Source organism: Massilia sp. NP310, from assembly GCF_019443485.1.
Classification (GTDB): Bacteria; Pseudomonadota; Gammaproteobacteria; order Burkholderiales; family Burkholderiaceae_D; genus Telluria; species Telluria timonae.
Genome location: NZ_CP080379.1, coordinates 2356383 through 2379851, shown reverse-complemented (window position 1 = coordinate 2379851; position 23469 = coordinate 2356383). Strand labels below are relative to the sequence as shown.

22 protein-coding genes are annotated in these 23469 nt (G+C 66.2%); 12 read left to right on the top strand and 10 right to left on the bottom strand.

What is annotated here, in order from left to right; translation table 11 throughout:
• Window positions 1–31: 31 nt before the first annotated feature.
• Window positions 32–289, top strand: coding sequence for a PAAR domain-containing protein (locus KY496_RS10345; RefSeq protein WP_219864670.1), 258 nt, complete (start codon window positions 32–34; stop codon window positions 287–289).
• Window positions 290–623: 334 nt separating this feature from the next.
• Here KY496_RS10345 and KY496_RS10340 read toward each other — a convergent pair whose 3' ends face one another.
• The 3 genes from KY496_RS10340 to KY496_RS10330 are packed head-to-tail and all read right to left on the bottom strand — an operon-like array spanning window position 624 to window position 1855.
• Complete coding sequence (locus KY496_RS10340) at window positions 624–1067, bottom strand: DUF6691 family protein (protein WP_005666292.1); 444 nt, start codon at window positions 1065–1067, stop codon at window positions 624–626.
• Complete coding sequence (locus KY496_RS10335) at window positions 1064–1504, bottom strand: YeeE/YedE family protein (RefSeq protein ID WP_219864669.1); 441 nt, start codon at window positions 1502–1504, stop codon at window positions 1064–1066. The genes KY496_RS10340 and KY496_RS10335 overlap by 4 nt, the downstream gene beginning before the upstream one ends.
• Window positions 1505–1564: 60 nt before the next feature.
• Window positions 1565–1855, bottom strand: a complete 291-nt coding sequence (locus KY496_RS10330; protein ID WP_005666294.1) for a hypothetical protein — start codon at window positions 1853–1855, stop codon at window positions 1565–1567.
• Between the two features lie 189 nt (window positions 1856–2044).
• Between KY496_RS10330 and KY496_RS10325 the strand changes: the two genes are divergently transcribed.
• Window positions 2045–3694 (top strand): response regulator, encoded by a 1650-nt coding sequence (locus tag KY496_RS10325; protein WP_219864668.1) that lies wholly within the window; start codon window positions 2045–2047, stop codon window positions 3692–3694.
• Here KY496_RS10325 and KY496_RS10320 read toward each other — a convergent pair.
• Both KY496_RS10320 and KY496_RS10315 read right to left on the bottom strand, forming a co-directional pair.
• Complete coding sequence (locus KY496_RS10320) at window positions 3676–4131, bottom strand: response regulator (RefSeq protein WP_219864667.1); 456 nt, start codon at window positions 4129–4131, stop codon at window positions 3676–3678. The genes KY496_RS10325 and KY496_RS10320 overlap by 19 nt on opposite strands.
• An 11-nt stretch (window positions 4132–4142) precedes the next feature.
• Window positions 4143–6386 (bottom strand): ATP-binding protein, encoded by a 2244-nt coding sequence (locus KY496_RS10315; RefSeq protein WP_219864666.1) that lies wholly within the window; start codon window positions 6384–6386, stop codon window positions 4143–4145.
• Window positions 6387–6623: 237 nt separating this feature from the next.
• Here KY496_RS10315 and KY496_RS10310 point away from each other — a divergent pair, with 237 nt between their 5' ends.
• Entirely contained in the window at window positions 6624–8531 is a 1908-nt protein-coding gene (locus tag KY496_RS10310) for a PAS domain-containing sensor histidine kinase (RefSeq protein ID WP_219864665.1), read from the top strand.
• 97 nt (window positions 8532–8628) lie between these two features.
• Window positions 8629–9168: a DUF2325 domain-containing protein gene (locus KY496_RS10305; RefSeq protein ID WP_184239474.1), complete on the top strand. Its 540-nt coding sequence runs from the start codon at window positions 8629–8631 to the stop codon at window positions 9166–9168.
• A 10-nt stretch (window positions 9169–9178) separates the two neighbouring features.
• On the opposite strand, the gene KY496_RS10300 is transcribed toward KY496_RS10305, so the two are convergent.
• Complete coding sequence (locus KY496_RS10300; RefSeq protein ID WP_005666300.1) at window positions 9179–10372, bottom strand: triacylglycerol lipase; 1194 nt, start codon at window positions 10370–10372, stop codon at window positions 9179–9181.
• 164 nt (window positions 10373–10536) lie between these two features.
• Window positions 10537–11811 carry a dienelactone hydrolase family protein gene (locus tag KY496_RS10295; RefSeq protein ID WP_219864664.1) on the bottom strand — a complete coding sequence of 425 codons (1275 nt, stop codon included), beginning with the start codon at window positions 11809–11811 and terminating at the stop codon, window positions 10537–10539.
• Between the two features lie 198 nt (window positions 11812–12009).
• Here KY496_RS10295 and KY496_RS10290 point away from each other — a divergent pair, with 198 nt between their 5' ends.
• From KY496_RS10290 to KY496_RS10265, 6 genes are all read left to right on the top strand, one after another.
• Window positions 12010–13683, top strand: coding sequence for an MFS transporter (locus KY496_RS10290; RefSeq protein WP_184239470.1), 1674 nt, complete (start codon window positions 12010–12012; stop codon window positions 13681–13683).
• A gap of 1 nt (window position 13684) precedes the next feature.
• Window positions 13685–14761: an HlyD family secretion protein gene (locus KY496_RS10285; RefSeq protein ID WP_005666303.1), complete on the top strand. Its 1077-nt coding sequence runs from the start codon at window positions 13685–13687 to the stop codon at window positions 14759–14761.
• On the top strand, window positions 14758–16140 hold the full coding sequence (locus tag KY496_RS10280) for an efflux transporter outer membrane subunit (protein ID WP_219864663.1): 1383 nt from the start codon (window positions 14758–14760) through the stop codon (window positions 16138–16140). The genes KY496_RS10285 and KY496_RS10280 overlap by 4 nt, the downstream gene beginning before the upstream one ends.
• The gene (locus KY496_RS10275; RefSeq protein WP_219864662.1) at window positions 16122–16736 is read left to right on the top strand and encodes a tRNA-uridine aminocarboxypropyltransferase; all 615 of its coding nucleotides are present in this window, start codon (window positions 16122–16124) and stop codon (window positions 16734–16736) included. The genes KY496_RS10280 and KY496_RS10275 overlap by 19 nt, the downstream gene beginning before the upstream one ends.
• A gap of 58 nt (window positions 16737–16794) precedes the next feature.
• Window positions 16795–17970 carry a PA0069 family radical SAM protein gene (locus tag KY496_RS10270; protein ID WP_229520494.1) on the top strand — a complete coding sequence of 392 codons (1176 nt, stop codon included), beginning with the start codon at window positions 16795–16797 and terminating at the stop codon, window positions 17968–17970.
• A 210-nt stretch (window positions 17971–18180) separates the two neighbouring features.
• The gene (locus tag KY496_RS10265) at window positions 18181–19422 is read left to right on the top strand and encodes an MFS transporter (RefSeq protein WP_307160570.1); all 1242 of its coding nucleotides are present in this window, start codon (window positions 18181–18183) and stop codon (window positions 19420–19422) included.
• An 8-nt stretch (window positions 19423–19430) separates the two neighbouring features.
• Here KY496_RS10265 and KY496_RS10260 read toward each other — a convergent pair whose 3' ends face one another.
• Window positions 19431–20048, bottom strand: coding sequence for a DUF5710 domain-containing protein (locus KY496_RS10260; RefSeq protein WP_005666309.1), 618 nt, complete (start codon window positions 20046–20048; stop codon window positions 19431–19433).
• A gap of 186 nt (window positions 20049–20234) precedes the next feature.
• On the opposite strand from KY496_RS10260, the gene KY496_RS10255 reads away from it, so the two are divergent.
• Window positions 20235–20801 carry an AAA family ATPase gene (locus tag KY496_RS10255; protein ID WP_229520493.1) on the top strand — a complete coding sequence of 189 codons (567 nt, stop codon included), beginning with the start codon at window positions 20235–20237 and terminating at the stop codon, window positions 20799–20801.
• Here the strand turns inward: KY496_RS10255 and KY496_RS10250 are convergent.
• Both KY496_RS10250 and KY496_RS10245 read right to left on the bottom strand, forming a co-directional pair.
• A complete protein-coding gene (locus KY496_RS10250; RefSeq protein WP_005666311.1) occupies window positions 20782–21363 on the bottom strand; it encodes a gamma-glutamylcyclotransferase in 582 nt (193 codons plus the stop codon). The genes KY496_RS10255 and KY496_RS10250 overlap by 20 nt on opposite strands.
• A gap of 52 nt (window positions 21364–21415) precedes the next feature.
• Window positions 21416–22315, bottom strand: a complete 900-nt coding sequence (locus tag KY496_RS10245) for a LysR family transcriptional regulator (protein WP_005666313.1) — start codon at window positions 22313–22315, stop codon at window positions 21416–21418.
• A 92-nt stretch (window positions 22316–22407) separates the two neighbouring features.
• On the opposite strand from KY496_RS10245, the gene KY496_RS10240 reads away from it, so the two are divergent.
• A complete protein-coding gene (locus KY496_RS10240) occupies window positions 22408–23433 on the top strand; it encodes a fumarylacetoacetate hydrolase family protein (protein WP_219864660.1) in 1026 nt (341 codons plus the stop codon).
• The last annotated feature ends 36 nt before the right edge of the window (window positions 23434–23469 follow it).

The window sequence follows — 23469 nt, the reverse complement described above, 5'->3', positions numbered from 1 at the left end:
CAATGCGGCGAAACTATAATTGGGAGCGGTGATGAAACATCAGGGCCGAGGCGTGATTCGCCTGGATGACAAGACTGATCATGGCGGCCAGGTCATCAGTGCCTCGTCGGAGACGATTGCTATAGGCAAAGCAGCGGCAATCCAGGACGACATGACCTTTTGTCCGGCATGCAAAGGGAAATTTGCGATTAAACCGGATGGTGCCGGTGCAAAGCACAAAGGCAAGCCATACGCCTACGATGGAGATGTTACCGAGTGCGGAGCCCGCCTAATCAGTTCTATTGACTGATCCTGTTGCAGCGACAACGATGTCCCACCTTCACAGCGCTGCATCTACTTCCACGTGGATGTAGGCGGACGATGAACCGACAGAGGGGCACGAGCGGCTCGCCCAAATAGATCGCCCGCACTGTTCGTACATGTGAGCAGTGCAAGGGCCTTGGTTGCCCATTTTATGCGTGCTTCAGAAAGGCACAGGCCCGTTAATGCCGCCGTCACATAAAAACATTTTCTACCTTGCCCCTGCGACTATCAATCCGCAGGTCCCTGGTTCGAGTCAGGGCAGGGGGCCAGAATAGGAAGGGCCGCATGCGAATGCGGCCCTTTTTGCTTTTGCAGTATGCTCACGCCGCCGCGCGCTGTTTCTCATCGCGTTTTCCGCGCCGTCCCAGCAGTTCGAACACACCCATCCCCGCCACCATCGCCAGGAAGAACAGCAGCGGTTTGCCCCCGCCCACCAGAATCGACGCCACCGCCGGCCCGGGACAATACCCGGCCAGTCCCCAACCGGCGCCGAATACCAGGCTGCCCGCCAGCAGCCGGCGGTCGATCCGCGTTGCGGTCGGCAACTGCAGCGGCTCTCCCAGCAAGGAGCGCCGCCGGCGCCGCGCGAGCGCATACGCCGGCATCGCAGCCAGCAGCGCGCCGCCCATGACGATGCCCAGGGACGGATCCCAGGCGCCGGCCAGGTCGAGGAAGGCCAGCACTTTCGCCGGATTGGTCATTTCGGAGAGAATCAGCCCGGTCCCGAACAGCAGCCCGGCCCACAGGGCGAACAGGATTTTCATGAAGCGCTCCCGAACACATGGCGCAGCAGGTAGACGACGGCGAAGCCGGCGCCCATGAAGGCCACGGTCGCCGCCAGCGAGCGCGGTGAGCCGCGCGCCATGCCGCACACGCCGTGGCCGCTGGTGCAGCCGCCGCCGTAGCGGGTGCCGATGCCGACCAGCAGGCCGGATACGATCAGGGCCGGCCAGCCCGCATCGACCTCGACTTGCGGCAGCGCCGCCACCAGGGTGTAGAGCAGCGGTGCGCCGGCCAGGCCGGCGAGAAACGCCAGGCGCCAGCCGCTCTCGCCGGGCGCTGGACGCAGCAGGCCGCCCAGGATGCCGCTGACGCCGGCGATGCGCCCGTTGAACAGCAGCAGGCCGCCTGCCGCGAGGCCGATCAGCAGTCCGCCGGCCAGCGCCGGCCACGGCGTAAAATTGACCCAGTCGATGTCCATCGCGTCCTCCACTCCACCTTGGACCGCGAACGCGCGCCGAAGTTGTTGGCAGCCTATCGCTCAGCGGCTCTTTTTCTTATTGGATGTGTAAGTACGCGTATAGAAATCTGGCGGCTTTTTCGCCACCCAGGCGATGAAGGCTGCGATCTCTTCGTGCCCGCGCAGCGCGTCCCAGGTATGGTAGCTCTGCAGCAGCTCGCGCTCGGTGAGCGCCGAGTGGATTTTGCGATGACAGATCTTGTGGATCGCAAACTGCTCCTTGCCCTTGAAAGTCTTCGGGATCAGGTGATGGCGGTCGATATTGACCGTTCCCAGGATGCGCCCGCACAGCGGGCAGAGGTTATCGACCACGTATCACTCCGGGTTGTTTTTGCTTGCTCTATGAGATATGGTGCGTAATCAATAGCTGCGCAAGACTTGTCCCGCTAATTTCAATAAGGAAAACAGGGATAACTCCCTCTTGTTAAATGGCATTGAGGTAAAATTAACCCTTACAAGTTTGCAATAACGTTCCACCAGCCCTGAAAGCGACGCCGTTGCATGATCGAGGACGACTCCACCCGCTGTTCCGTGCTGTTGATCGACGATGAATCGTTTGCCCAGGACATCATCGCCCACGGCCTCAAGGGTTGTGCCAATCACCAGCTGATGTACGAATCCAGCCCGGAGCGCGCCGTCGAGGTGGCGCGGCAGATCGACGCGACCGTGGTGCTGGTCGACCTGCGCATGCCCGGCGGCCTCGACGGCTTCGCCGTGATCGCCCGGCTGCGCGCCCATCGCGACACCGAAGACATCCCGGTCATCCTGCTCTCGTCCGAGGACGATCCCGACATCAAGGCCAAGGCCTTCGCCGTCGGCGCCAGCGACTACATGGTCAAGTGGCCCGATCCGCGCGAGCTGGTGGCGCGCGTGCGCCACCACAGCGGCGCCTGTATCGCGCGGCGCGAGCGCGACCAGGCGTTCGCTTCGCTGCGCCGCAGCCAGGAAGAGCTGGCCGCCAGCCAGTCGGCCCTGCAGCAGGCGCAGAAGATGGAAGCGATCGGCCAGCTCACCGGCGGCGTGGCCCACGATTTCAACAACGTGCTGCAGATCATCGGCGGCAACCTGCAGCTGCTCAAGCTGGTCGGCAACCTGAACGACGCAGCGCGGGCGCGGGTCGAGACGGCGCTGTCGGGCGTCGAGCGCGGCGCCAAGCTGGCCGCGCACCTGCTTGCCTTCGCGCGCCGCCAGCCGCTGCAATCGGTGGTGATCGATCCCGGTCACCTGCTGCGCGAGATGGACGATATGGCGCGCCGCGTGCTCGGCGCCAGCACCCTGGTGCGCACCGAGATCGCGCATGGCCTCGGCAGCACCATGATCGACCCCAACCAGCTCAACAACGTGCTGCTGAACCTGGTCATCAATGCGCGCGACGCCATGCCCGATGGCGGCACGCTCACCATCCGCGGGGCCAACATCGGCGCCGACGACGAGCTGCCGGCCGAGGTGCCGGAGGGCGACTACGTGATGCTCGAGATCGCCGACACCGGCAAGGGCATGCCGCCCGATGTGCTGCGGCGCGCCTTCGAGCCCTTTTTCACCACCAAGCCGACGGGGCAGGGAACGGGCCTGGGCCTGTCGATGGCCTACGGTTTCGTGAAGCAGTCGGGCGGCGAGATCGTGCTGCGCAGCGAGGAGGGCAAGGGCAGCAGCGTGCGCATCTACCTGCCGCGCAGCAGTTCTGCGCCTGCGGCGAGCGAGGAGCACGCGTCGCACCTGCCGCTGGCCGGCGGGCTGGAGACCATCCTCGTGGTCGAGGACGAAGAAGAGGTGCGCTCGTCGACCTGCGGCATCCTGTCGGCGCTGGGCTACGAGGTGCTGGAAGCCGGCGATGCGGCCGAGGCGGCCGCCATCGTCGAGAGTGGCCGCCATGTCGACCTGGTATTCACCGACGTGATCATGCCGGGGCCGGTCAGCAGCCTGCAGCTGGGCGAGATCGTGCGCCGCCACCTGCCGGAATGCCAGGTGCTGTACACCTCGGGCTATGCCGAGGGCGTGCTGGCGCATGAAGGCAAGCTGGATTCGTCGGTCCACCTGCTGCAGAAACCCTACCACCCGGACGCGCTCAGCGCGCGCATCCGTCACCTGCTGCGGCGCGCGAAGCGCGCCGCGAACCGGTCGTCAGCGCCGACTCACTTCGGCTTGATGTAGCGGCGCGAGCCCGGCGGCGGTTCGTTCAGCACCGCCCAGAAGATGCCGAGGTCGCCGATCGCGCGCACGAACTCGTTGAAGTCCACCGGCTTGACCACGTAGGCGTTGACGCCCAACTGGTAGCTGCGCACCACATCCTGTTCTTCCTTGGACGAGGTCAGCATCACCACCGGAACCGACTTGAGCCCCTCGCTGTTGCGGATTTCCTTGAGCACCTCGAGCCCGTCGACCTTGGGCAGCTTGAGGTCGAGCAGGATCACGGCCGGACTGCCCTGCTGGCGCTCGGCGAACTCGCCGCGCCGGTGCAGGTAATCGAGCGCTTCGGCGCCGTCGCGCACCACCACGACTTCGTTGGCCAGCTGGCTTTTCGATAGCGCGATGAGCGTCAGCTCCAGGTCGTGGGGATTGTCTTCCACCAGGAGAATGGGCTTGAGCATGGGAAATCGCCTTAGTTGGATGAGTCTTGTTTTGGAAGGCTGAAGGAGAACGTTGCCCCTTCGCCGGGTATCGAGTTGGCCCAGACGCGGCCGTTATGGCGCTCGACGATGCGCCGCACGTTAGCCAGGCCGATGCCGGTGCCCTGGAAGTCTTCCATGCGGTGCAGGCGCTGGAACACGCCGAACAGCTTGTGCACGTAGTCCATATTGAAGCCGGCCCCGTTGTCGGCCACGTGGAACACGAAGTCGTGGCCGGCGTCCTCGTGCCAGACGCGGATCACGGCCTGCTCGCGCGCGCCGGTGAACTTGACCGCGTTCGACAGCAGGTTGAACATCGCCAGGTGCAAAAAGCTCGGGTCGGCGCACACCGTCGGCAGGCGGTCGATGTGCCAGTCGATCTTGCGCTGGCCGATTTCCAGGTCCAGCTTGTCGATGCAGCCCGAGACCAGTTCGGTCATGTCGACCTGGGTCGGGCGCAGGGCCGCGCGGCCCATCTGCGAGAACGACAGCAGGTCGTCGACCAGCTTGCCGGCCAGGCGGGCCGACTGCTTGATGTTCTTCAAAAAACGCTCGCGCATGGCGGCGTCCTCGCTGCCGGCCGCTTCGATCAGCAGGTCGGAGAAGCCGACGATGTGGCGCAGTGGCGCGCGCAGGTCGTGCGAGACCGAATACGAGAACGCCTCGAGTTCCTTGTTGGCCCGCGTCAGTTCCTCGGCCAGTTCGGCCATCTGCTCGGCGCGCTCGAGCGCAATGCCGAGCAAGGCGCTGCGAAACTCGATCGCCAGCTCGATCTCGGCCGCGTGCCAGGGCAGGCTGTGGCCGTGGATGGTTTCGCGCCAGGCGGCAAAGCTCTGGCGCGGCGACAGTTGGGTGGGAGCGTCAGGCGGCGCCTGCTTTTCATGGGGATTGCCGGCCCATTCCACGGTCTGCACCAGTTCCGGGCGGAACCACAGCAGGTAGTGCTGGTGGATGCGCGAGATCGGCAGCGCCAGCAGGCCGCTGGCGACGCCCGTCAGCGCGCTCGCGGGCCGGTACGCGCCGGCCAGGTGGTTCGTGTGGAACAGCTCGGTATGGCCGTGCACGGCGAGCCAGGTCGACAGTGCGCGGATCGCTGTGTCGTCAGGCGTGTCGCCATAGGTGAGGATGCGGTCGTCGACCACCACCGCCACGCCGCCGGCGCGGGCGAAGCGCAGCAGCTCGGGGAACACGCCGCTCAGGTTGTCGAGGAAGTCGGCGCCCTTGGTCAGGTGGCCCAGCATCTCGACCATGATGCGGCGCACGTCGAGGCGGAACTGCAGCTCGGCGCCATCCTCGCGCGTCTCGATGCACAGCGACAGGATCTGGCCCAGCTGCTCGCAGGCGGTGCGCTTCTCGACCGACACCGGGCAGGGTTCGGCGTTGTGGCAGGAGATCAGGCCCCACAGCTTGCCCTTGACGATCAGCGACACCGACATCGAGGCCAGCGTGCCCATATTGCGCATGTACTGCAGGTGCACCGGCGAGACGCTGCGCAGGGCGGCGAACGACAGGTCGTTGCGGCTGCCGGTGACCGGATTGGCGCCCGGGACCAGCGGTGCAGCTTCGTAGTTCGCATCCTGGATCAGGCGGATCGGCGACAAGGTGTACAGCTCGCGCGCCTGGGCCGGGATGTCGCTGGCCGGGAACGACTGCCCCAGGTAGGAATCGTAATCGGGCGCCTTCGACTCGGCCACCACGCGGCCATGGCCGCTGGGGTCGAACTGGTAGACCATCACGCGGCCGTAGCCGGTCACCGAGCGCACATGGCGCGCCGCCAGGTCGGACAGGGCGGGAATCGAGGCGTGCTCGTTGACCCGCGCCAGGAAATCGGTGATCAATGGATACAGGTGGCGGAACTCGGCCGGCTGGGCGCGCTCGACGGTTTCGAATTCGGCGATGATCAACCCGTCCCAGGCATGCCCCAGCACGTCGAAATGGCGGCCGTTGGCCAGCGTGACGGTGCCGAGGTAGCCAGGACGCTGGCCCAGGGTGCCGCTGCCCAGCTCCAGCGCCAGACGTTCGCTGGCCGCCTCGCCGATTGCCTCGGCCAGCGGCCGGCCGAGCACTGCCTGCACGTCGACGCCGCTCCAGTGGGCGAGGTTGGCGCTGGCCTGCAACACCTCGAGCGCAGGCGACAGGGTCAGCATGAAGCCATGCGGCTGGATGCTCCCGGGCGTGCGGATGGGTTCCTTGTCGCAGCCGGCGATGTCGAGATGGTCGGGGAGTGGCTGGGTCATGATGCGGTGTGCTGACGAGCGGGAGAAACGAGTCTCTATTGTAGCGTGAAAGCTTGCTGCAATTTCTATACTGCTTGTCACATTTCGCGATTTACTGGGCTTTGTGTTATCGCAGGTGTTACATATTGATACCCTATATTGTTGCTAATGCACATACAGTTGCGTGGCATATTGTGGCAAAGCAGATGTATCATAGGCCACTTTACCGGACTCAGCAGACAGGAAGTCGCACTGCCCATGGACACCTCACTACCCGTCAAGCAGCCGTTAACCGACGAGCAGCGTTTTCAGTACCTGATCGCGGGCATCAGCGATTACGCGATCTACATGCTCGATCCGCAGGGATACGTCAACAGCTGGAATGCCGGTGCACAGCGTTTCAAGGGCTACCTCGAGCACGAGATCCTGCAGCAGCATTTCTCCCGTTTCTACACGCCCGAGGACCGCGCCAGCGGCCTGCCGGCGCAGGCGCTGGCCCATGCCCTGGCCCACGGCCGCTACGAATCCGAAGGCTGGCGCGTGCGCAAGGACGGCGGTCGCTTCTGGGCCCACGTGGTGATCGACCCGATCCGCGACGACCGCGGCGAGCTGATCGGCTTTGCCAAGATCACGCGCGACGTCACCGAGAAGAAGCAGGCCGAGGACCTGCTGCGCGAGAGCGAGCAGCGCTTCCGCCTGCTGGTGCAGGGCGTGACCGACTATGCGATCTACATGCTCACGCCCGAGGGCGTGGTGTCGAACTGGAACCTGGGCGCCCAGCGCATCAAGGGCTACAGCCAGGACGACATCGTCGGCCACCACTTCTCGCTGTTCTACACCGACGAAGACCGCCTGCGCGGCCTGCCGGCGCGCGCGCTGACGGCGGCCGGCGACGTCGGCCGCTACGAGGCCGAGGGCTGGCGCGTGCGCAAGGACGGCACCCGGTTCTGGGCCAACGTCGTCATCGACGCCATCCGCGGCGACGACGGGCGGTTGCTGGGCTATGCCAAGATCACGCGCGACCTGACCGAGAAGAAGGCGGCGGCCGAGGCGCTGGACAAGGCCCAGGCGGCGCTGTTCCAGGCCCAGAAGATGGAGTCGATCGGCCAGCTCACAGGCGGCATCGCGCACGACTTCAACAACCTGCTGTCGGTGATCTCGAGCGGCCTCGAGGTGCTGAGCATGCAGCGCAGCCCGGGCGGCGACGCCAAGACGCTCGACAGCATGCGGCGCGCGATCGACCGCGGCGCCACGCTGACCCAGCAACTGCTGGCCTTCGCGCGCCAGCAGCCGCTCGAACCCGAGACGCGCAACGTCAACCGCATCATCAGCGGCTTCGAATCGGTGCTGCGGCGAGCCGCCAATTCGTCGATCAACTTCGTGCTCAAGCTCGATCCCAAGGCGCCGAACGCCGTGATCGACGCCGCGCGGCTGGAGTCGGCGGTGCTGAACCTGGTGGTCAATGCGCGCGACGCCATGCCGGGCGGCGGGCGCATCGTGGTCGAGACCGCGGGCGTGGTGCTGGCCGAGGGCGAACACGCGGCGCTGGCGGCCGGCCCCTGGCTGCGCCTGAGCGTGAGCGACACCGGCACCGGCATGACGCCGGAGACCATCGCGCGCGCCTTCGAACCCTTCTTCACCACCAAGGAAGTGGGCAAGGGCACGGGCCTCGGCCTGTCGCAGGTGTACGGCTTCATCAAGCAGTCGGGCGGCGAGGTGACCATCGAGAGCACGGTGGGCGAGGGCACCAGCATCGTCATCTGGCTGCCGGCCGTGACCTCGCACGCGCACGACCTGGCGCAGATCGAGGCCGAGACCGTGCTGATCGTCGAGGACGAGCCCGACCTGCTGGACGTCGCCTCCTCGCTGTTCCTGAGCATGGGCTACGACGTGATGACCGCCGCCAGCGGCAGCGACGCCCTGAACCTGCTGGCCAGCCGCGACGTCGACATCCTGTTTACCGACGTCGTGATGCCGAACGGGATGAACGGCATCGAGCTGGCCGCCTACACGCGCAACAACTACCCGAACGTGAAGGTGATGCTGGCCTCGGGCTATCCGCAGCCGGCATTGAAGCTCGACCGCTCGCGGCTGGGCGAATTCGCCTTCGTCAGCAAGCCGTACCGGCTGTCGGACCTGGCCAGGAGCCTGCGCAGCGCGCACTAGGCGCCTGGCGAAGCGTTTGCATTGAAATGAGAATCATTCTCATTTAATATGGCGCCTACGGCGCGCGGTGCGCCGTGGTTCTTCACAGGGGGTGCCGATGCTGGCCGAACGGGACGTCGATCGACTGCTATGCGAGCATGGGACGCTGTTGCGCGCCCATGCCCAACTCCAGGCGCGCTGCACGGCCCTGTTGCACGAGCAGGCCGAGCGCATCCGACGGCTCGATGCCGAGCTAATGCGCACGCGCGCGGCGGCGATCCGCAGCCTCAGCGCGCTGGCCTGGGAACGCGAAGACCGCGCCGCGCTCGAGCAAGCGGCGCCTGGCCTGAAGCGGCGCGCCGCCATGGGCCGCCAGGTCGAGGCCTTGCAGGCGCGCGTGCACGAGCTGACGCGCCGGCTGCATGCAGGCGAACTGGCCGGTCATGCTGCGCGGGCCGACGACGCCTTGCCGCGCGCACTCGACGCCAGCCTCGAAGCCAGCCTGGAAGCGGCCGACCTGGTGATCTGCCAGACCGGTTGCCTGAGCCATGGCGACTACTGGCGCGTGCAGGATCACTGCAAGCGCAGCGGCAAGGTGTGCATGCTGGTCGACCAGCCCGACCGGGTGCACATCGTGCGCATCGAGAGCCTCGCCTGAATTCTCCAACTTACAGGGCGAAGATGATGTCGCTGATCTGCTCATAGAGCTTGTCGGCCGACGGCCCCTGGTTGGGCCAGTTCAGGATGTCGAAGTGGTCGTAGCCCTTGTAGTTGCCGAGGAAATTCCAGGCCCCGCGCACGGCCGTGCCGTCGTAGTCGCGCGCCGGGTGGCCGTTCGGCGAGCGCATGCTGATCGTGTTGACCACGCCATCGTTCGAGAACCAGTCGCTGTCGATCTTCACGCGGTTGGGCAGGTCGAGGGTATAGCTTCCCATGCCGCGCTGCGCCACCGAAGGCACGATCCACTCGCCGGCAAAGGATTTGAAATAGGGGATCATGTCGGCGCGCGCATACTGGAACAGCGTGGTCTGGACCGGGGCGACCACGCGGTCGGTGCCGTTGCAGCACCAGGCGCCGCCCTCGGTGGCTACCGTGCCGACCGAAAAATAATAGATGTGCGGCGAGGTGCGCGCCCATAGATTGAATTCGCGCGCCCCGTCCGGCGCCAGTTCCCAGCCCGCCACCCGGTGCCCGAGCACGTCGCGCAGCGGCAGGCGGATGCCCGGCAGGATGTTGAACACGGCATCGGTGAGGGTGGTGCCGTTGTGCGGCGCCGAGATCGTGGTCACGCTGCGGATCCAGCCGACCTTGCCGCCCTTGAACAGTTCGCCGTCGCCTTCGTCTTGCGGCGAGCCGTGTTCGAGCAGCTCGATCAGCGCCCGGATCGTGGTGCCGCCCTGGCTGTGCCCGATCATGTGGATCGGGTGGTCCTGGTCCCAGGCCGGGTACAGGGCCAGCGGATAGTCTTGCGGGTTGTTGCGCGGGTCGGCGGCCCAGCATTTGCCGGGCGGCTTTTGCACCTGGCCGGGCAAGCCGTGGTCGCGCACATGGGCCTTGCCATAGTCGACGCAGCCGCCCTTGATCTGGGCATACAGGTCGGCCGCGCGGTCCCAGTTGGACGAGATCGGGCCGACCGCCGCGGCGAACACGGCGCGTGGACCGCGGTAGATCTGCATCTGCGAGGCGATGTCGCCATAGCCGCCCCAGTAATTGAAGCCGCTGTGCTGGAATTCCTCGGGTCCGAAGCCGAGGAAGCCGTGGACGAGGATGACGGGATAGTTATTCGCCGCGCTGCAGGCGGGAGCGGCGAACATGCCCAGCGCAACCAGCAGGGCGGCGCAGGCGCGAGCGAATCGAACCATCTGGCTTCTCCGATAAATGCGTCAAGCACATTGTCGGAGGTAGGACGACGGTCGGGTTTGCGCTGTGTCGACCCGCGGCGAAGGAATTAAACTTCACGCAAGGAAACATGCGCATGCCGCTTGACAATGCCGTGTCATATTCCCTGTGTTTATTACTCACATGGTCAGCGCACCGTGGTGCTGCCGACCGAGGTGGTCGGCTCCGAGACCGCCGTCGCCGGCGTGGCGCCCGGCGCCGGCGCGGTCGATGCGGTGGCGGCAGCCTTCTCGGCCTGCTCCAGGCGGCCGTCGGTCCACACCACGTAGTCGTCGACCGAGTACAGGCGGCACGGGTCCTTGCTCTTGGCCGAGCAGGTGGCCAGCGCGCGGCCTTCCGGGTCTTCGCCTTCCTCGGCCCAGGTCCAGCCGCCGCTCGGCGACACGGCGAAGGCGCGCGGCGTCATCTTGGTCAGGTAGTCACGGTAGGCGCGGCGGCCGTGCTCGGACAGGAAGGGCACGGCGTCGACGTCGTCGACCCCGGCGTAATCGGTGCGCGGCTGGCTCGGCGGAGGCGGGACGTCGACCACGACCGCGGTCGGCATGCCGATCTCTTTCAGGAACCGTTCCGTATCTTGCAGCCACACCTTCTCGCCGTCGCGGCTGGCCAGCATGCCGTGCGCATCGCGCTTGAACGACGGGAATTCCACCAGGCGCCCGCGGCCGCCGGCCTGGACGTAAGAGGCATGCATGCGTCCCGCCAGTTCCGGGCCGAACAGCGAGTCGTTCTGGCCATACATCCACAGGCTCGGCACCTTGGCCCTGGCGCCGTATTCGGCGAAGGCCGACACCAGCTGCGAGCGCCAGGCGCAGCGGTCGCTGTCGTCGCGCAGGCCGCCGGCGAAATTGATCAGGCCGCGCACGCCCGGCAAGTCTTCGGTGCCGAGGGCGATCGTGGCCAGGCCGCCATACGACTGGCCGGCCACCACCATGCGCTCGCCGTCGACCCAGGGCTGGCGGCGCGCATAGTCGAGGGTCGAGCGGATGTCTTCGGCTTGCGTATAGCCGTTGGCCGTCATGTCGCAGCCATGGTCGCGGTAGCGGCCGCCCGACTTCGAAAAGCCCTGGCGCATCGGCACCATCACCGCATAGCCGCGCTTCACGAAGGCGCTGGCCATGTAATAGAAGCGGTCACGCGGCTGCAGGCTGGGGCGGCCGGGATCCTTGCCATGGTTGATGACGATCAGCGGGAAAGGACCGGGACCGTCCGGCTGGAACACGGTGGTCTCGAGTGTGACGCCGCCATCGCCGGCCGGGACCTGAACGACGTGCTCGTTCATGCGGTAATCGAGCTGGGCAGGGGCGGCAGCCGGCAGTTCCTGCAGGTGCGCCACGGCTGGCAGCATGGCCAGCACGGCAATCGAAGTGGAGATCAGGGTGCGGATGGACGGTGTTCTCGACATGGATGACTCTGGTAATGCTGCCATACGGAACAATTTCCTTACGGCATAAACCCGAGTCTAGGACGAGTAAATCTTGAGAGCAATATCCGGTTGACCAGATCGACAGGTATATTTTTGTGTGTGGCGAAAGTGACATCCGACGCGTTTTTTTACAAAGGAGTATCATCGCCTCCCTATGAGTGGTAAGGGAAATTACGCATGAGCAAGTATGCGCCGCGCGAGTGGGCACCCGACGAAAGGCCGATGATGCCCGGCTCGCCGTCCACGCCGGCACATCCGACCCCACTGCGCTTCGCCTACCTGTTCGTCGGCATCCTGATCACGATTACGGGCGGTCTCGGCAATGCGCTGGTGACCGTCAACCTGGTTCACCTGCAGGGCGTGCTGGGCGCCTATTCCACCGAAACCACCTGGTTGCCGGCCGCCTACGTGATGGCCAACGCCTCGATGAACCTGCTGCTGGTGAAATTCCGGCAACAGTTCGGCCTGCGCCTGTTCACCGAGATCTTCCTGGTGCTGTATGCGCTGGTGACCTTCGCCCACCTGTTCGCGGGCGACCTCGCTTCGGCGATCGCGGTGCGCGCCGCCCACGGCATGCTGGCGGCGGCGGTGTCGCCGCTCGGCCTGTACTACATCCTGCAAGGGTTCAAGAAGGAGTGGCGCCTGCGCGGGGTGGCGCTGGCGATGGGCGCGGCCCAGCTGGCGCTGCCGCTGGCCTACATCTTTTCCAACGACCTGCTGCAGATCGCCGAATGGCGCGGCCTGTACCTGTTCGAGCTGGGCCTGGCCCTGGTGTCGCTCGGCGCCGTGCTGCTGCTCAAGCTGCCGCCGGGCGATTACATCAAGGCCTTCCGGCCGACCGACTTCGTCACCTTCGCGCTGTTTGCGCCGGGCATGGCGCTGCTGTGCGCGGCGATCAGCTTCGGCCGGGTGGAGTGGTGGTTCGAGCGCGCCTGGATCGGGATGGCGCTGGCCGGCGCGATCCTGCTGCTGGCGGCCGCGCTATGCGTCGAGCACAATCGCGTCAATCCGCTGCTGAACCTGCGCTGGCTGGCCAGCGGCAATATCGCGCGCCTGGCGCTGTCGATGCTGCTGGTGCGCATCGTGCTGTCGGAGCAGAGCGTGGGCGCGGTCGGCTTCCTGCGCGCCGTGGGCCTGGACAACGACCAGCTGCAGACCCTGTACGCGATCGTGCTGGCCGCCACGGTGGCCGGGATCGTGGTGTCGGCGCTCACCATCAACGTCAAGCACCTGGTGGCGCCGCAGGTGATCGCGCTGTTGTGCATGGCGCTGGGCGCCTGGATCGATGCCCATGCCAGCAACCAGACCCGGCCCGAGCAGATGTACCTGAGCCAGAGCCTGCTCGCCTTCGGCGGCACGCTGTTCCTCGGCCCCCTGGTGGTGTCGCTGCTCGGCGCCGTGATCCCCAATCCGCAGAACCTGATCAGCTTTTCGGTGCTGTTCGGCCTCACGCAGAACCTGGGCAGCCTGCTTGGTTCGAGCCTGGTGGGCACCTTCCAGGTGATCCGCGAAAAATACCATTCCTCGCTGATCGTCGAGGGCCTCTCGAGCCTGGATCCGCTGGTGGCCAGCCGCATCCAGTCCGGCGCCGCCGCGGCCGGGCGCCTGCTGGCCGACCCCGCCGCCGCGACGCGCCAGAGCCTGCAATCGCTGTCGGCGACCGCGACCCGCGAAGCCAATATCCTCGCCTACAACGACGTGTTCCTGGTGCTGGCCGCCCTGGCTGCCGCAAGCGCGGCCTGGATCTTCCTGCATGCCGTGTGGCTGCACTGCTTCCCGGCCGTGCAAGCCGTGCCGACCCCTGCGCCCAAGCCGGGAACCCCACCACCACCCGACCCCGTGACCGACTGATATGCCAGAACCATCGACCGTACCAAACCGTTCCAGACGCATCCTGCTGAGCGCACTCGCGTTCGGCGCCATCGCCATCGTCGGCGTGTTGATCGTGCTGTATGCCTGGAACCTGCCGCCGTTTCGCAGCACCCTGCAGAGCACCGAGAATGCGCTGGTGCGCGGCCAGGTGACGATCATCAGTCCGCAGCTGAGCGGCTACGTGGTCGAGGTGCGGGTGCAGGATTTCCAGCACGTCAAACAGGGCGAACTGCTGATGCGCATCGACGAGCGCATTCCCACCCAGCGCCTGGCGCAGGCACGCGCCGAACTGGCCAACCGCCAGGCGGCGCTCGCCAATTTCGCCCAGAGCCAGTCGAGCGCGCGCGCCACCATCGCCCAGAACCAGGCGCTGCTGGCGTCGAACGAGGCGCAGGCCCGGCGTGCCCAGGCCGACCTGCGCCGCGTGGAACAGCTGGCCGCCGACGGTTCGCTGTCGGCGCGCGAACTCGACGCCGCGCGCGCGACGCAGGCCCAGGCCAGCGCCAGCCGCGACCAGTCGCGCGCCGCGATCGAGATCGCGCGCCAGAACTTGCGCTCGGTCGACGTCAACCGCGCCGCGCTCGAGGCGGCGGTCGCCAATGCCGAAGCCGCGGTGAAGCTGGCCGAGATCGACCTGGCCAACACCCGCATCACCGCGCCGCGCGACGGCCAACTGGGCCAGGTGACGGTGCGCCTGGGGGCGTTCGTCAATGCCGGCGCCCAGCTCACGGCCCTGGTGCCGGACACGATGTGGGTCATCGCCAACATGAAGGAAACGCAGATGGCCAACGTGGCCGTCGGCCAGCCGGTGACCTTCAGCGTCGACGCGCTGGGCAATGCGCGGCTGCGCGGCCACGTCGAACGCATCTCGCCGGCGACCGGCTCGGAGTTCTCGGTGATCGCGCCGGACAACGCCACCGGCAACTTCGTCAAGATCGCCCAACGGATTCCGGTGCGGATCAGCATCGATCCGAACCAGCCGCTGGCCGCGCGCCTGCGGCCGGGCATGTCGGTGGTGACCACGATCGATACGGCGCAAGTCGGAGCCGCGCGGTGAGCCGGCGTGGTCTCGTCCTGGCGGCGCTGCCGTGGCTGCTGTCGGCCTGCGCGATGGCGCCGCAGCCGGCGCCAGAACCGTCGCTCACCGTGCCGCCGGCCTGGCGCACCGCGAGCGATGGCGCCAACGCGGCCATCGAGCGCGACTGGTGGCGCGCCTTCGGCGATCCGGTGCTCGACTCCCTGGTGCGGCGCGCGCTCGACAATAACGGCGACCTGAAGATCGCCAGGTCGCGTCTGCAGGAATACCAGGCGCGCATCCGCGTGGCCGACAGCGCGCGGCTGCCGGCACTGAACCTGTCGCTGGGACCGACGCGCGCGCGCACGATCGGCCCGTTCGGCGACCCGGTCGAGACCACCTCGGTGGTCGGCGCGGTGCAGGCCAGCTATGAGCTGGACCTGTTCGGCCGCATCGCCGGCAGCGTGGAGGCGGCGCGCTTCGAGTCGCTGTCGCAGGAAGCGGCATTGGAAGCCGCGGCGCTGGCGGTGGCCGCGAACACGGCGTCCGGCTACCTGAACCTGCTCGGCCTGGACGCCCAGCTGGCGCTGGCGCGCGCGACGCTGGAATCGCGCGAGCGCTCGTTCGAACTGGCGCGCCACCAGTTCGAGGTCGGCTACAGCTCGCGCCTGGAGATGTCGCAGGCCGAGGCCGAGCTGCACTCGACCGCCGCCACCGTGCCGCAGCTGGAGCGCCAGATCGCGCTGCAGGAGCAGGCGCTGAACGTGCTGCTCGGCGCCAGTCCCGGCCCGGTGGCGCGCGGCGCCGAACTCAAGGCATTGCACGAACCGCGGCCGGCGCCGGGGCTGCCGTCGGAACTGCTGCGCCGGCGTCCCGACATCGCCCAGGCCGAGCGCCTGGTGGCCGCCAGCGACGCCAGCCTGGCGGTGGCGCGCGATGCGCTGCTGCCGTCGATCCGCCTGACGGCTTCGCTGGGCGCGCAGGGACACAGCCTGTCGCAGCTGCTGCGCTCTCCGACCGAATTGTGGAGCATCGGCGGCAGCGTGCTGGCGCCGCTGTTCGACGCCGGCCGGCTGCGCGCGCAGGCCGAGATCGCGGGCACGGTGCGCGACCGCGCGGTGTACACCTACGAGACCGTGGTGCGCACCGCGTTCGCCGAAACGGACAATGCGCTGGCCTCGATCGACGGCTTGCAACGGCAGCTGGTGGAGGCCGAGGCGCGGCGCCGGGCGGCGGGCGAGGTGCTGCGGGTGGCGGGCAACCGCTATCGCAACGGTTACGCTTCCTATCTGGAGGAGCTCGACGCGCAGCGCACGGCCTTCAACGCCGACCTGAATGCGCTGCAGCTGCGCACCAGCCTGCTGGCGGCCCACGTCGACCTGTACCGGGCGCTGGGCGGTGGATGGACGCCGGCGCAGTGAGTGCAGTCGTCGCGAAACGTGCGGTTTGCGCCATGTGCCTGCGCGCGCAGTCGGCCTGCATCTGCCGCTGGATCGCGCCGGTCGCGCCCCAGGCCGCGCTGCTGGTCCTGCTCCATCCGCTCGAGGTCGGCAACGCCAAGAACAGCGGGCGGCTGCTGCACCTGAGCGTGGCGGGCAGCGAGCTGGCGGTCGGTGAAGCGTTCGATGCGGACGCGCTGGACGGCCTGCTGCATGCCGGCGGACGCACGCCGGTGCTGCTGTATCCGCACACGCCGGACGACCCGAGCCTGCCACTGCCGTTTCCTGCGTTGCCCGCGTCCTTGCTGCGCCTGGTGGTGCTCGACGCCACCTGGCGCAAGAGCCGCAAGATGCTGTACCTGAATCCGGCGCTGCAGAAGCTGCCGCGGCTGGCGCTGACCGACGTGGCGCCGTCCAACTACCGCATCCGCAAGGCGCATGCACCGCACCAGCTGTCGAGCCTGGAAGCGGCGGCGCAGGCGCTGGGCCAGCTCGAAGGCGATGGCGCGCGCTACGGGGCGCTGCTGGACGCCTTCGATGGGTTTGTTTCACAACAGGCAGCGTACGTGCGCGCTTGAATTCGGCACCCGGGCGGCGTAATATACTGTACAAATATACAGTATCGGAGCGCCAGCCATGGGCACCATCGATTTTCCACTCCAGCGCCAACCGTTCGACGACGGACATATCGCCCTTGCGCCGTCCCCGCCGCCGCTGGCGCGCAAGGGGCGCGGTGCGGTGTCGAACCTGCAAGGCCGCTACGAGGTCAACGGCCGCGAGCGCTTCGACGATGGCTGGGCGATCGACGACGACGATGCGCCGGCGTTCAAGACCGTGGTCACCGACGAGATCGCCAAGAGCATCCTCTCGCGCAATACATCACCGGACATCCCGTTCAGCGTTTCCCTGAATCCCTACCGTGGCTGCGAGCACGGCTGCATCTATTGCTTCGCGCGGCCGACGCACAGCTACCTCGGCCTGTCGCCGGGACTCGATTTCGAAAGCCGCCTGTTCGCCAAGGTCAACGCGCCCGAGCTGCTGCGGCGCGAGCTGGCGAAGCCTGGCTACGTGCCCGAACACATCGCGATCGGCGTCAACACCGACGCCTATCAGCCGTGCGAACGCGAGCGCAAGCTGACGCGCGCGGTGCTCGAAGTGCTGGCCGAGTGCCGCCATCCGGCCGGCCTGATCACCAAATCGTCGCTGATCGAGCGCGACATCGACATCCTGGCGCCGATGGCCGCCAAAGGCCTGGCGTGCGCGGCCATCACGCTCACCACGCTCGACGCCGAGATCTCGCGCACGCTGGAGCCGCGCGCGGCGGCGCCGATGCGGCGCCTGCGCACCATCCGCACGCTCACCGAAGCCGGGATCCCGGTGAGCGTCAGCGTGGCGCCGATCATCCCGTTCGTGACCGAGCCCGAGATCGAGCGCATCCTCGAGGCGGCGCGCGACGCCGGCGCGGTCGGCGCGCACTACACGGTGCTGCGCCTGCCGCACGAGGTGAATCCGCTGTTTCAAGAGTGGCTGCAGGCGCACTTCCCGGACCGTGCGCAGCGGGTGATGAACCGCATCCGCGAGATGCGCGGAGGCAAGGACTACGACAGCGACTTCGCGACCCGCATGAAAGGCGAGGGCGTGTGGGCCGACCTGATCCGGCAGCGTTTCGAGAAGGCGTCCGCGCGGCTCGGGTTCTCGGACCTGCGCGGGCGCTTCGGGCGGCTCGATGGGTCGCAGTTCAGGCGGCCGCTGGTGGTGCCGCAGATGCAGAAGCGGGACGCCAAGGGAGCAGGGCAGCTGGATTTGTTCTAGGATGCGGGGTTGACGGCACGCCGGCACGTGCGCTTGCGGACTCCAGCGTACAATGCCGTCTGTTGCTCTTTTCTACATCCTATGGCCACCTCAGTTCCTGCAACGCAGAGCGGACATCCCGCGAATCCCGCCGGGCAGGGCGCAGTCGCAGCGTCGGTGGAGCATGGCCTGCAAGCCGCCGGCGTCGGCCGCTTCCAGTACCGCATCTTCATGATCTTCGGCCTGGTCTGGCTGGCCGACGCCATGCAGGTACTGTCGATCGGCTTTTCCGCGCCATCGATCGCCAAGACCTTCGGCTTGACCATGCCGCAAGCCCTGCAGACGGGAACGCTGTTCTTCGTCGGCATGCTGATCGGCGCTTTTGTCTTCGGCCGGCTGGCGGACCGGATCGGCCGGCGTCCGGTGCTGATGATGGCGGTGGTGATCGACGCCTGCTTCGGCGTCGCGTCCGCATTCGCGCCCGATTTCACCTGGCTCTTGGCACTGCGCTTCCTGACCGGCATTGGCGTCGGCGCGACGCTGCCGGTCGACTACACGATGATGGCCGAATTCCTGCCCAGCGACCGGCGCGGGCGCTGGCTGGTGCTGCTCGAGTCGTTCTGGGCGCTGGGGACGATCTGCTTGGCGGTGCTGGCGCTGTGGGCGGTGCAGTGGGGCGACGACGCCTGGCGCGTCATCTTCTTCGTCACCGGCTTGCCGGCCCTGGTCGGCGTGGTTCTGCGGTTCTATATTCCCGAGTCGCCGATGTACCTGCACCGCAGCGGCAAGCTCGAGGAGGCGCGCGCAGTGCTGGGGCGGGTGGCCAGGACCAATGGCCGCGCGGTCGACATCCCGGCGCTGCAGCCCGAGCGCCGCCAGAAGTCGTCACTGCTTTCGCTGTTCAGGGACGGCCTGCGCCGCCGCAGCGTTTCGCTGTTTCTCGCATGGGCGCTGATCTCGATCGCCTATTATGGCGTGTTCGTCTACCTGCCGATCAAGCTGGGCGCCGAAGGCTTCGGCTTCATGCGTGGCCAGGAATTCCTGATCGTGCTGGCGCTGGTCCAGTTGCCCGGCTTCGCGCTGGCCGCCTATGGCGTCGAGCGCTGGGGGCGCAAGCCGACGCTGGTCGGTTTCCTGCTGCTGAGCAGCATCGGCTGCCTCGGTTATAGCCTTGGCAGTTCCACCGCGCTGGTGGTGGGATCGACGCTCCTGATGAGTTTCGCGCTGCTGGGCACCTGGGGCGCCCTGTATGCGTTCACGCCCGAGGTCTATCCGACCAGGCTGCGCGCCAGCGGCATGGGCGTGGCCGGTGCCGTCGCCCGCTTCGGCGGCCTGTTCGCGCCGGCGATCGTGGCACCGGTCATGACCACGCATTTCACGCTGGCACTGGTGATGTTGTCGAGCTTCCTGCTGGTGGGGGCGGTCGCGGTTTTGTGCGTCGACACCGAGTCGCGCCAGCGGGCGCTCGATTGATGGAGCAGTCAAGCTCGACGCATGAATTCGAAGAAGTTATCGCCATATCCGACGCTTGCATCGCAGCCGAAAGGCTCGTTAATCGCATATAGCGTGATCGAAGAAGCGCTTCGTTCATCGACGGGGAAGAAAGCGCCTCCTGGCTCGGAGAACATATTGAAATCCCCCTGCTTCATGCCGCAGTGCTCGCAATGGTTCATCCAGTACGAGCTGTTGGTAGTCTTGCTGAAGTCGCGTCTGAAGTTTGATGTGAATGACAGCATGTGCCTTGTTGCCGTTGGAATAAGGTCACTGACATAGGAAAGAATTGCACTGTAGTCGTGTCTCAGCCACGGTGTTCCAAGTTCCTCCTCCATGTCAGGCTCGAATGTCTCATGCCCTTCGGGCAACACAAAACAATAGACGTGTGTTAGATCGCCGCATTTCCAGCAAGCCTCCTTCGTCTGACCTATGAAATAGCGGTTCGAACGGATACCCCATTGCGGAGCTTGAGGAATCCAACGGGAAAATAATTCGGCGTTTATGCCGTCAGGTACATACCAAACTTTGTTGGCTACGTCCCAGCGTGCACCGAGCTTCTTGGCATCGTCTTTTTCAGAGAAGGGCACAAGTAAATCGACTCGCATGACTCAGCTTCCAAGTTAGAATGTTAAGGGGTTTCTCAACGTAATGTTCCGCACTAAGCAACCCAAGGGGGCTGCGGATCATGCTATCACTGACCTATTCGTTGTGTTGAGACTACATTATCTGTAGCGGAGATACGGATTTTTCGTCAGACGAGAAGAATAGATGAACGTCGGAATATGAAATCGATGGAAGTCAATAAGGTGGTATTCGTCGGTGCTGAGTCGACCGGAAAGTCGACGTTGGCGCTGCATCTGGCGAGCCAGTCCAACGCTGGCTTCGTCCCCGAAATCGGCCGCTTCATCTGGGAAGAAAAACAGGGCCAGCTCACTGCCGACGATTACGTCGAGATCGCCGAACGCCACCGCGATGCCGAAGACGAGGCGGTGAGACAGGCATCCGGCCGCTGGGTCTTCGTCGACACCAATGCGCTCACCACGCTGCTGCTCGGCCTGTGCTTCGGCCAGGTCACCGAGCCGGCGCCGCCCGCGCTGCTGCGCTACGCCGACGATTGCCGCACGCGCTACCTGCACCATTTCGTCTGCGCCGACGACATCCCGTATGAAGAAGAGCCCGGCGTGCGCGAGAACGCCGCCTGGCGCACGCACATCCAGACGCTGGTGCTGGAAGACCTCGACCGCCGTGGCATTGCATACACGGTGTTGACGGGCACGCTTCAAGCGCGCGCCGTGAAGGTGACGGAAGTCCTGTCCCGGATCGAACAGGAGCGGCAGCTCAAGCGCGCAGCTGCGTAACCCCGAAATCCGCAAGGTGCCGCTCGAGCGCGAACACATGCGGATCGGGCTTGCCGAGTTCGCGCAATGCCTGCGCCAGGCCGAGCAGGTATTCGCTGTTCGGCCCGCTCGGGCCGCGCGCCGTTGCGATCTGGCGTGCGATGTCGATTTCGTCGGCCGGCCCGAGATAAGCCTCGTTCTCGTGCGTGGCGATGTACACGATCCCCTCGTCGCTGCTGCCGTCGTCGAAGTGCATCTCGGTCGCCAGGCGCAGGTAGCCGTTCTTTTCGCGGTGATCCAGGTGCGCGAATTCTTCCGGCGTCACCAGATAGGCCATGCCGTGGCACAGCGCGCCGGCGTCGGGCACCAGGGTGACGACGCGCCCCGGCGCCGTCTCGGTGCCGCGATGGTCGTGCGAACCTTGCCAGAAACGCCGCGACCAGCCGCCGATATGGGCCGGGCGCCGGTCGAGATAGGGAAAATCGGCCTTGAAGATCAGCGAACCGTAACCGAACAGCCACACGCTCTTGTGGCCGTCGAACTTGTTCATGCGCTGGTTGATCGCGATCGTATTGTGGGACATCGTGAGGGCAGGGCAAAGACAGATGCCGTTCATTGTAGCGCGCCAGGCGCCGTCAGCGTTGCGACCGTTTTACATATCCAAACAGGAAATTGATATAACTCTCGGCCGCCGGCGACAGCGAGCGGCCGGGGCGGGTGTAGATGAAGAAACGCCGGGTCAGCACCGGTTCGTCCAGTGGCCGCAGCACCAGGCCATGCAGCTTCACCAGCGGCTCGGCATACGGCAGGCAGACCGTCACCCCGAGCCCGGCGCTCACCATCGCCAGCGCCGTGGTCATGAAGGTCACCTCGTGCGCCGGCTTGATGGGCGTCTCGCGCAGCGACGTATGCATGTCATCGAGCAGCCGCTCGGTGAACTGGCCCTGCAGCGAAATGAAGGGGTGGTGCGCCACGTCCTGCCAGGTCAGGCGCGGCAGCGCGGCCAGCGGGTGATTCTCCGGAAACACCAGCGCGAACGGCATCTCGAACAGTTCGCGCGCCTCCAGCGGCGGCGCCGGCACCCGCTCGGGGCCGATGCCGACGTCCGCCTCGCCCGACAATACGCGCGCGATCACGCCCTCCACCTCGGTATCGCTCAGGCGCACCTCGATCGCGGGATGCTCGGCGCGGTAGGCGGCGATCGCCTGCGGCAGCAGGGTGCACGACATCAGTTGCGGCGCCGCGACGCGCACCAGCCCCTTCTTGAGTCGCGTGTGATCGGCCACGTTAGCCAGCGCACCGTCCAGGTCATCGATCATCTGGCTAAATAAGGGGAACAGTTCGCGCCCGATGTCGGTCAGGACGATACGGCGCGTGCTGCGGTCGACCACGCGCGCCCCGAGGGTCTGTTCGAGCTCCTTGATGAGCCCGGACAGCGCCGACTGCGTCACGTGGATCGCCTGCGCCGCAAGGGTGAAATTGCCGGTCTTGGCCAGGGCGACGAAGGCGCGCATCTGGCGCAGGGTGGGATTCATAAGAAAACCTGATAAATCGGGTTGAAAATACTGTTTGTATGATAGTGGCTTTTGATTTGTAATGGTGGCTACTCAGCAATAAGGAAACGCCCATGAAACTCGCCACCCTCAAATCCGGCGCCCGCGACGGCGCCCTGGTCGTCGTCAGCCGCGACCTGGTCACGTATCAAGCCGTGCCAGACATCGCGCGCACCATGCAGGCCGCGCTGGACGACTGGGACGCGGTCGCGCCGCACCTGGCAAAGGTCTACGAGCAGCTCAACGATGGTAATGCGGACGGCGCCGAATCCTTCATCGAACAGGAATGCCACTCGCCGCTGCCGCGCGCCTACCAGTGGGCCGACGGCTCGGCCTACATCAACCACGTCGAGCTGGTGCGCAAGGCGCGCAATGCCGAGGTGCCGGCCTCGTTCTATACCGATCCGCTGATGTACCAGGGCGGCGGCGATTCCTTCGTCGGCCCCTGCGATCCGATCGCGGCCCTGTCCGAGGATTGGGGCATCGATCTCGAGGCCGAGGTGGCGGTGGTCACGGGCGACGTGCCGATGGGCGCCAGCGTGGAGCGGGCGGCGAGCGCGATCCGCCTGGTCATGCTGGTCAACGACGTCTCGCTGCGCAACCTGATCCCGAACGAACTGGCCAAGGGCTTCGGCTTCTACCAGTCCAAGCCGGCCAGCGCCTTCTCGCCGGTCGCGGTCACGCCGGACGAGCTGGGCGACGCCTGGCAGGGCAGCAAGCTTCACCTGCCGCTGCTGGTGACGCTCAACGGCGCCGCCTTCGGCCGTCCGAACGCCGGCGAAGACATGACCTTCAGCTTCGCTCAGCTGGTCGCGCACGCTGCGGCAACGCGCGAGCTGTGCGCCGGCAGCATCATCGGTTCGGGCACGGTGTCGAACAAGCAGGGCAGCCTGCACGGTTCGAGCGTCGAGAACGGCGGTGTCGGCTACTGCTGCCTGGCCGAGGTGCGCATGTACGAGACCATCGAAGAGGGCAAGCCGAAGACGCCGTACCTGGCATTCGGCGACACGGTGCGCATCGAGATGCTGGATGGCGATGGCGCCAGCATCTTCGGGGCGATCGACCAGGAAGTGATGCGTTATCAGGAAAAGCGCAAATGAGGCAGCAAGTGAGACAGCAAATGAGACAGCAAGTGA

Coding starts and splice junctions, on each gene's coding strand:
- KY496_RS10345 (WP_219864670.1), top strand. CDS start 32: ATGAAACATCAGGGCCGAGGCGTGATTCGCCTGGATGACAAGACTGAT.
- KY496_RS10340 (WP_005666292.1), bottom strand. CDS start 1,067: ATGAAAATCCTGTTCGCCCTGTGGGCCGGGCTGCTGTTCGGGACCGGG.
- KY496_RS10335 (WP_219864669.1), bottom strand. CDS start 1,504: ATGGACATCGACTGGGTCAATTTTACGCCGTGGCCGGCGCTGGCCGGC.
- KY496_RS10325 (WP_219864668.1), top strand. CDS start 2,045: ATGATCGAGGACGACTCCACCCGCTGTTCCGTGCTGTTGATCGACGAT.
- KY496_RS10320 (WP_219864667.1), bottom strand. CDS start 4,131: ATGCTCAAGCCCATTCTCCTGGTGGAAGACAATCCCCACGACCTGGAG.
- KY496_RS10315 (WP_219864666.1), bottom strand. CDS start 6,386: ATGACCCAGCCACTCCCCGACCATCTCGACATCGCCGGCTGCGACAAG.
- KY496_RS10310 (WP_219864665.1), top strand. CDS start 6,624: ATGGACACCTCACTACCCGTCAAGCAGCCGTTAACCGACGAGCAGCGT.
- KY496_RS10305 (WP_184239474.1), top strand. CDS start 8,629: ATGCTGGCCGAACGGGACGTCGATCGACTGCTATGCGAGCATGGGACG.
- KY496_RS10300 (WP_005666300.1), bottom strand. CDS start 10,372: ATGGTTCGATTCGCTCGCGCCTGCGCCGCCCTGCTGGTTGCGCTGGGC.
- KY496_RS10295 (WP_219864664.1), bottom strand. CDS start 11,811: ATGTCGAGAACACCGTCCATCCGCACCCTGATCTCCACTTCGATTGCC.
- KY496_RS10290 (WP_184239470.1), top strand. CDS start 12,010: ATGAGCAAGTATGCGCCGCGCGAGTGGGCACCCGACGAAAGGCCGATG.
- KY496_RS10285 (WP_005666303.1), top strand. CDS start 13,685: ATGCCAGAACCATCGACCGTACCAAACCGTTCCAGACGCATCCTGCTG.
- KY496_RS10275 (WP_219864662.1), top strand. CDS start 16,122: ATGGACGCCGGCGCAGTGAGTGCAGTCGTCGCGAAACGTGCGGTTTGC.
- KY496_RS10270 (WP_229520494.1), top strand. CDS start 16,795: ATGGGCACCATCGATTTTCCACTCCAGCGCCAACCGTTCGACGACGGA.
- KY496_RS10265 (WP_307160570.1), top strand. CDS start 18,181: ATGATCTTCGGCCTGGTCTGGCTGGCCGACGCCATGCAGGTACTGTCG.
- KY496_RS10260 (WP_005666309.1), bottom strand. CDS start 20,048: ATGCGAGTCGATTTACTTGTGCCCTTCTCTGAAAAAGACGATGCCAAG.
- KY496_RS10255 (WP_229520493.1), top strand. CDS start 20,235: ATGGAAGTCAATAAGGTGGTATTCGTCGGTGCTGAGTCGACCGGAAAG.
- KY496_RS10250 (WP_005666311.1), bottom strand. CDS start 21,363: ATGTCCCACAATACGATCGCGATCAACCAGCGCATGAACAAGTTCGAC.
- KY496_RS10245 (WP_005666313.1), bottom strand. CDS start 22,315: ATGAATCCCACCCTGCGCCAGATGCGCGCCTTCGTCGCCCTGGCCAAG.
- KY496_RS10240 (WP_219864660.1), top strand. CDS start 22,408: ATGAAACTCGCCACCCTCAAATCCGGCGCCCGCGACGGCGCCCTGGTC.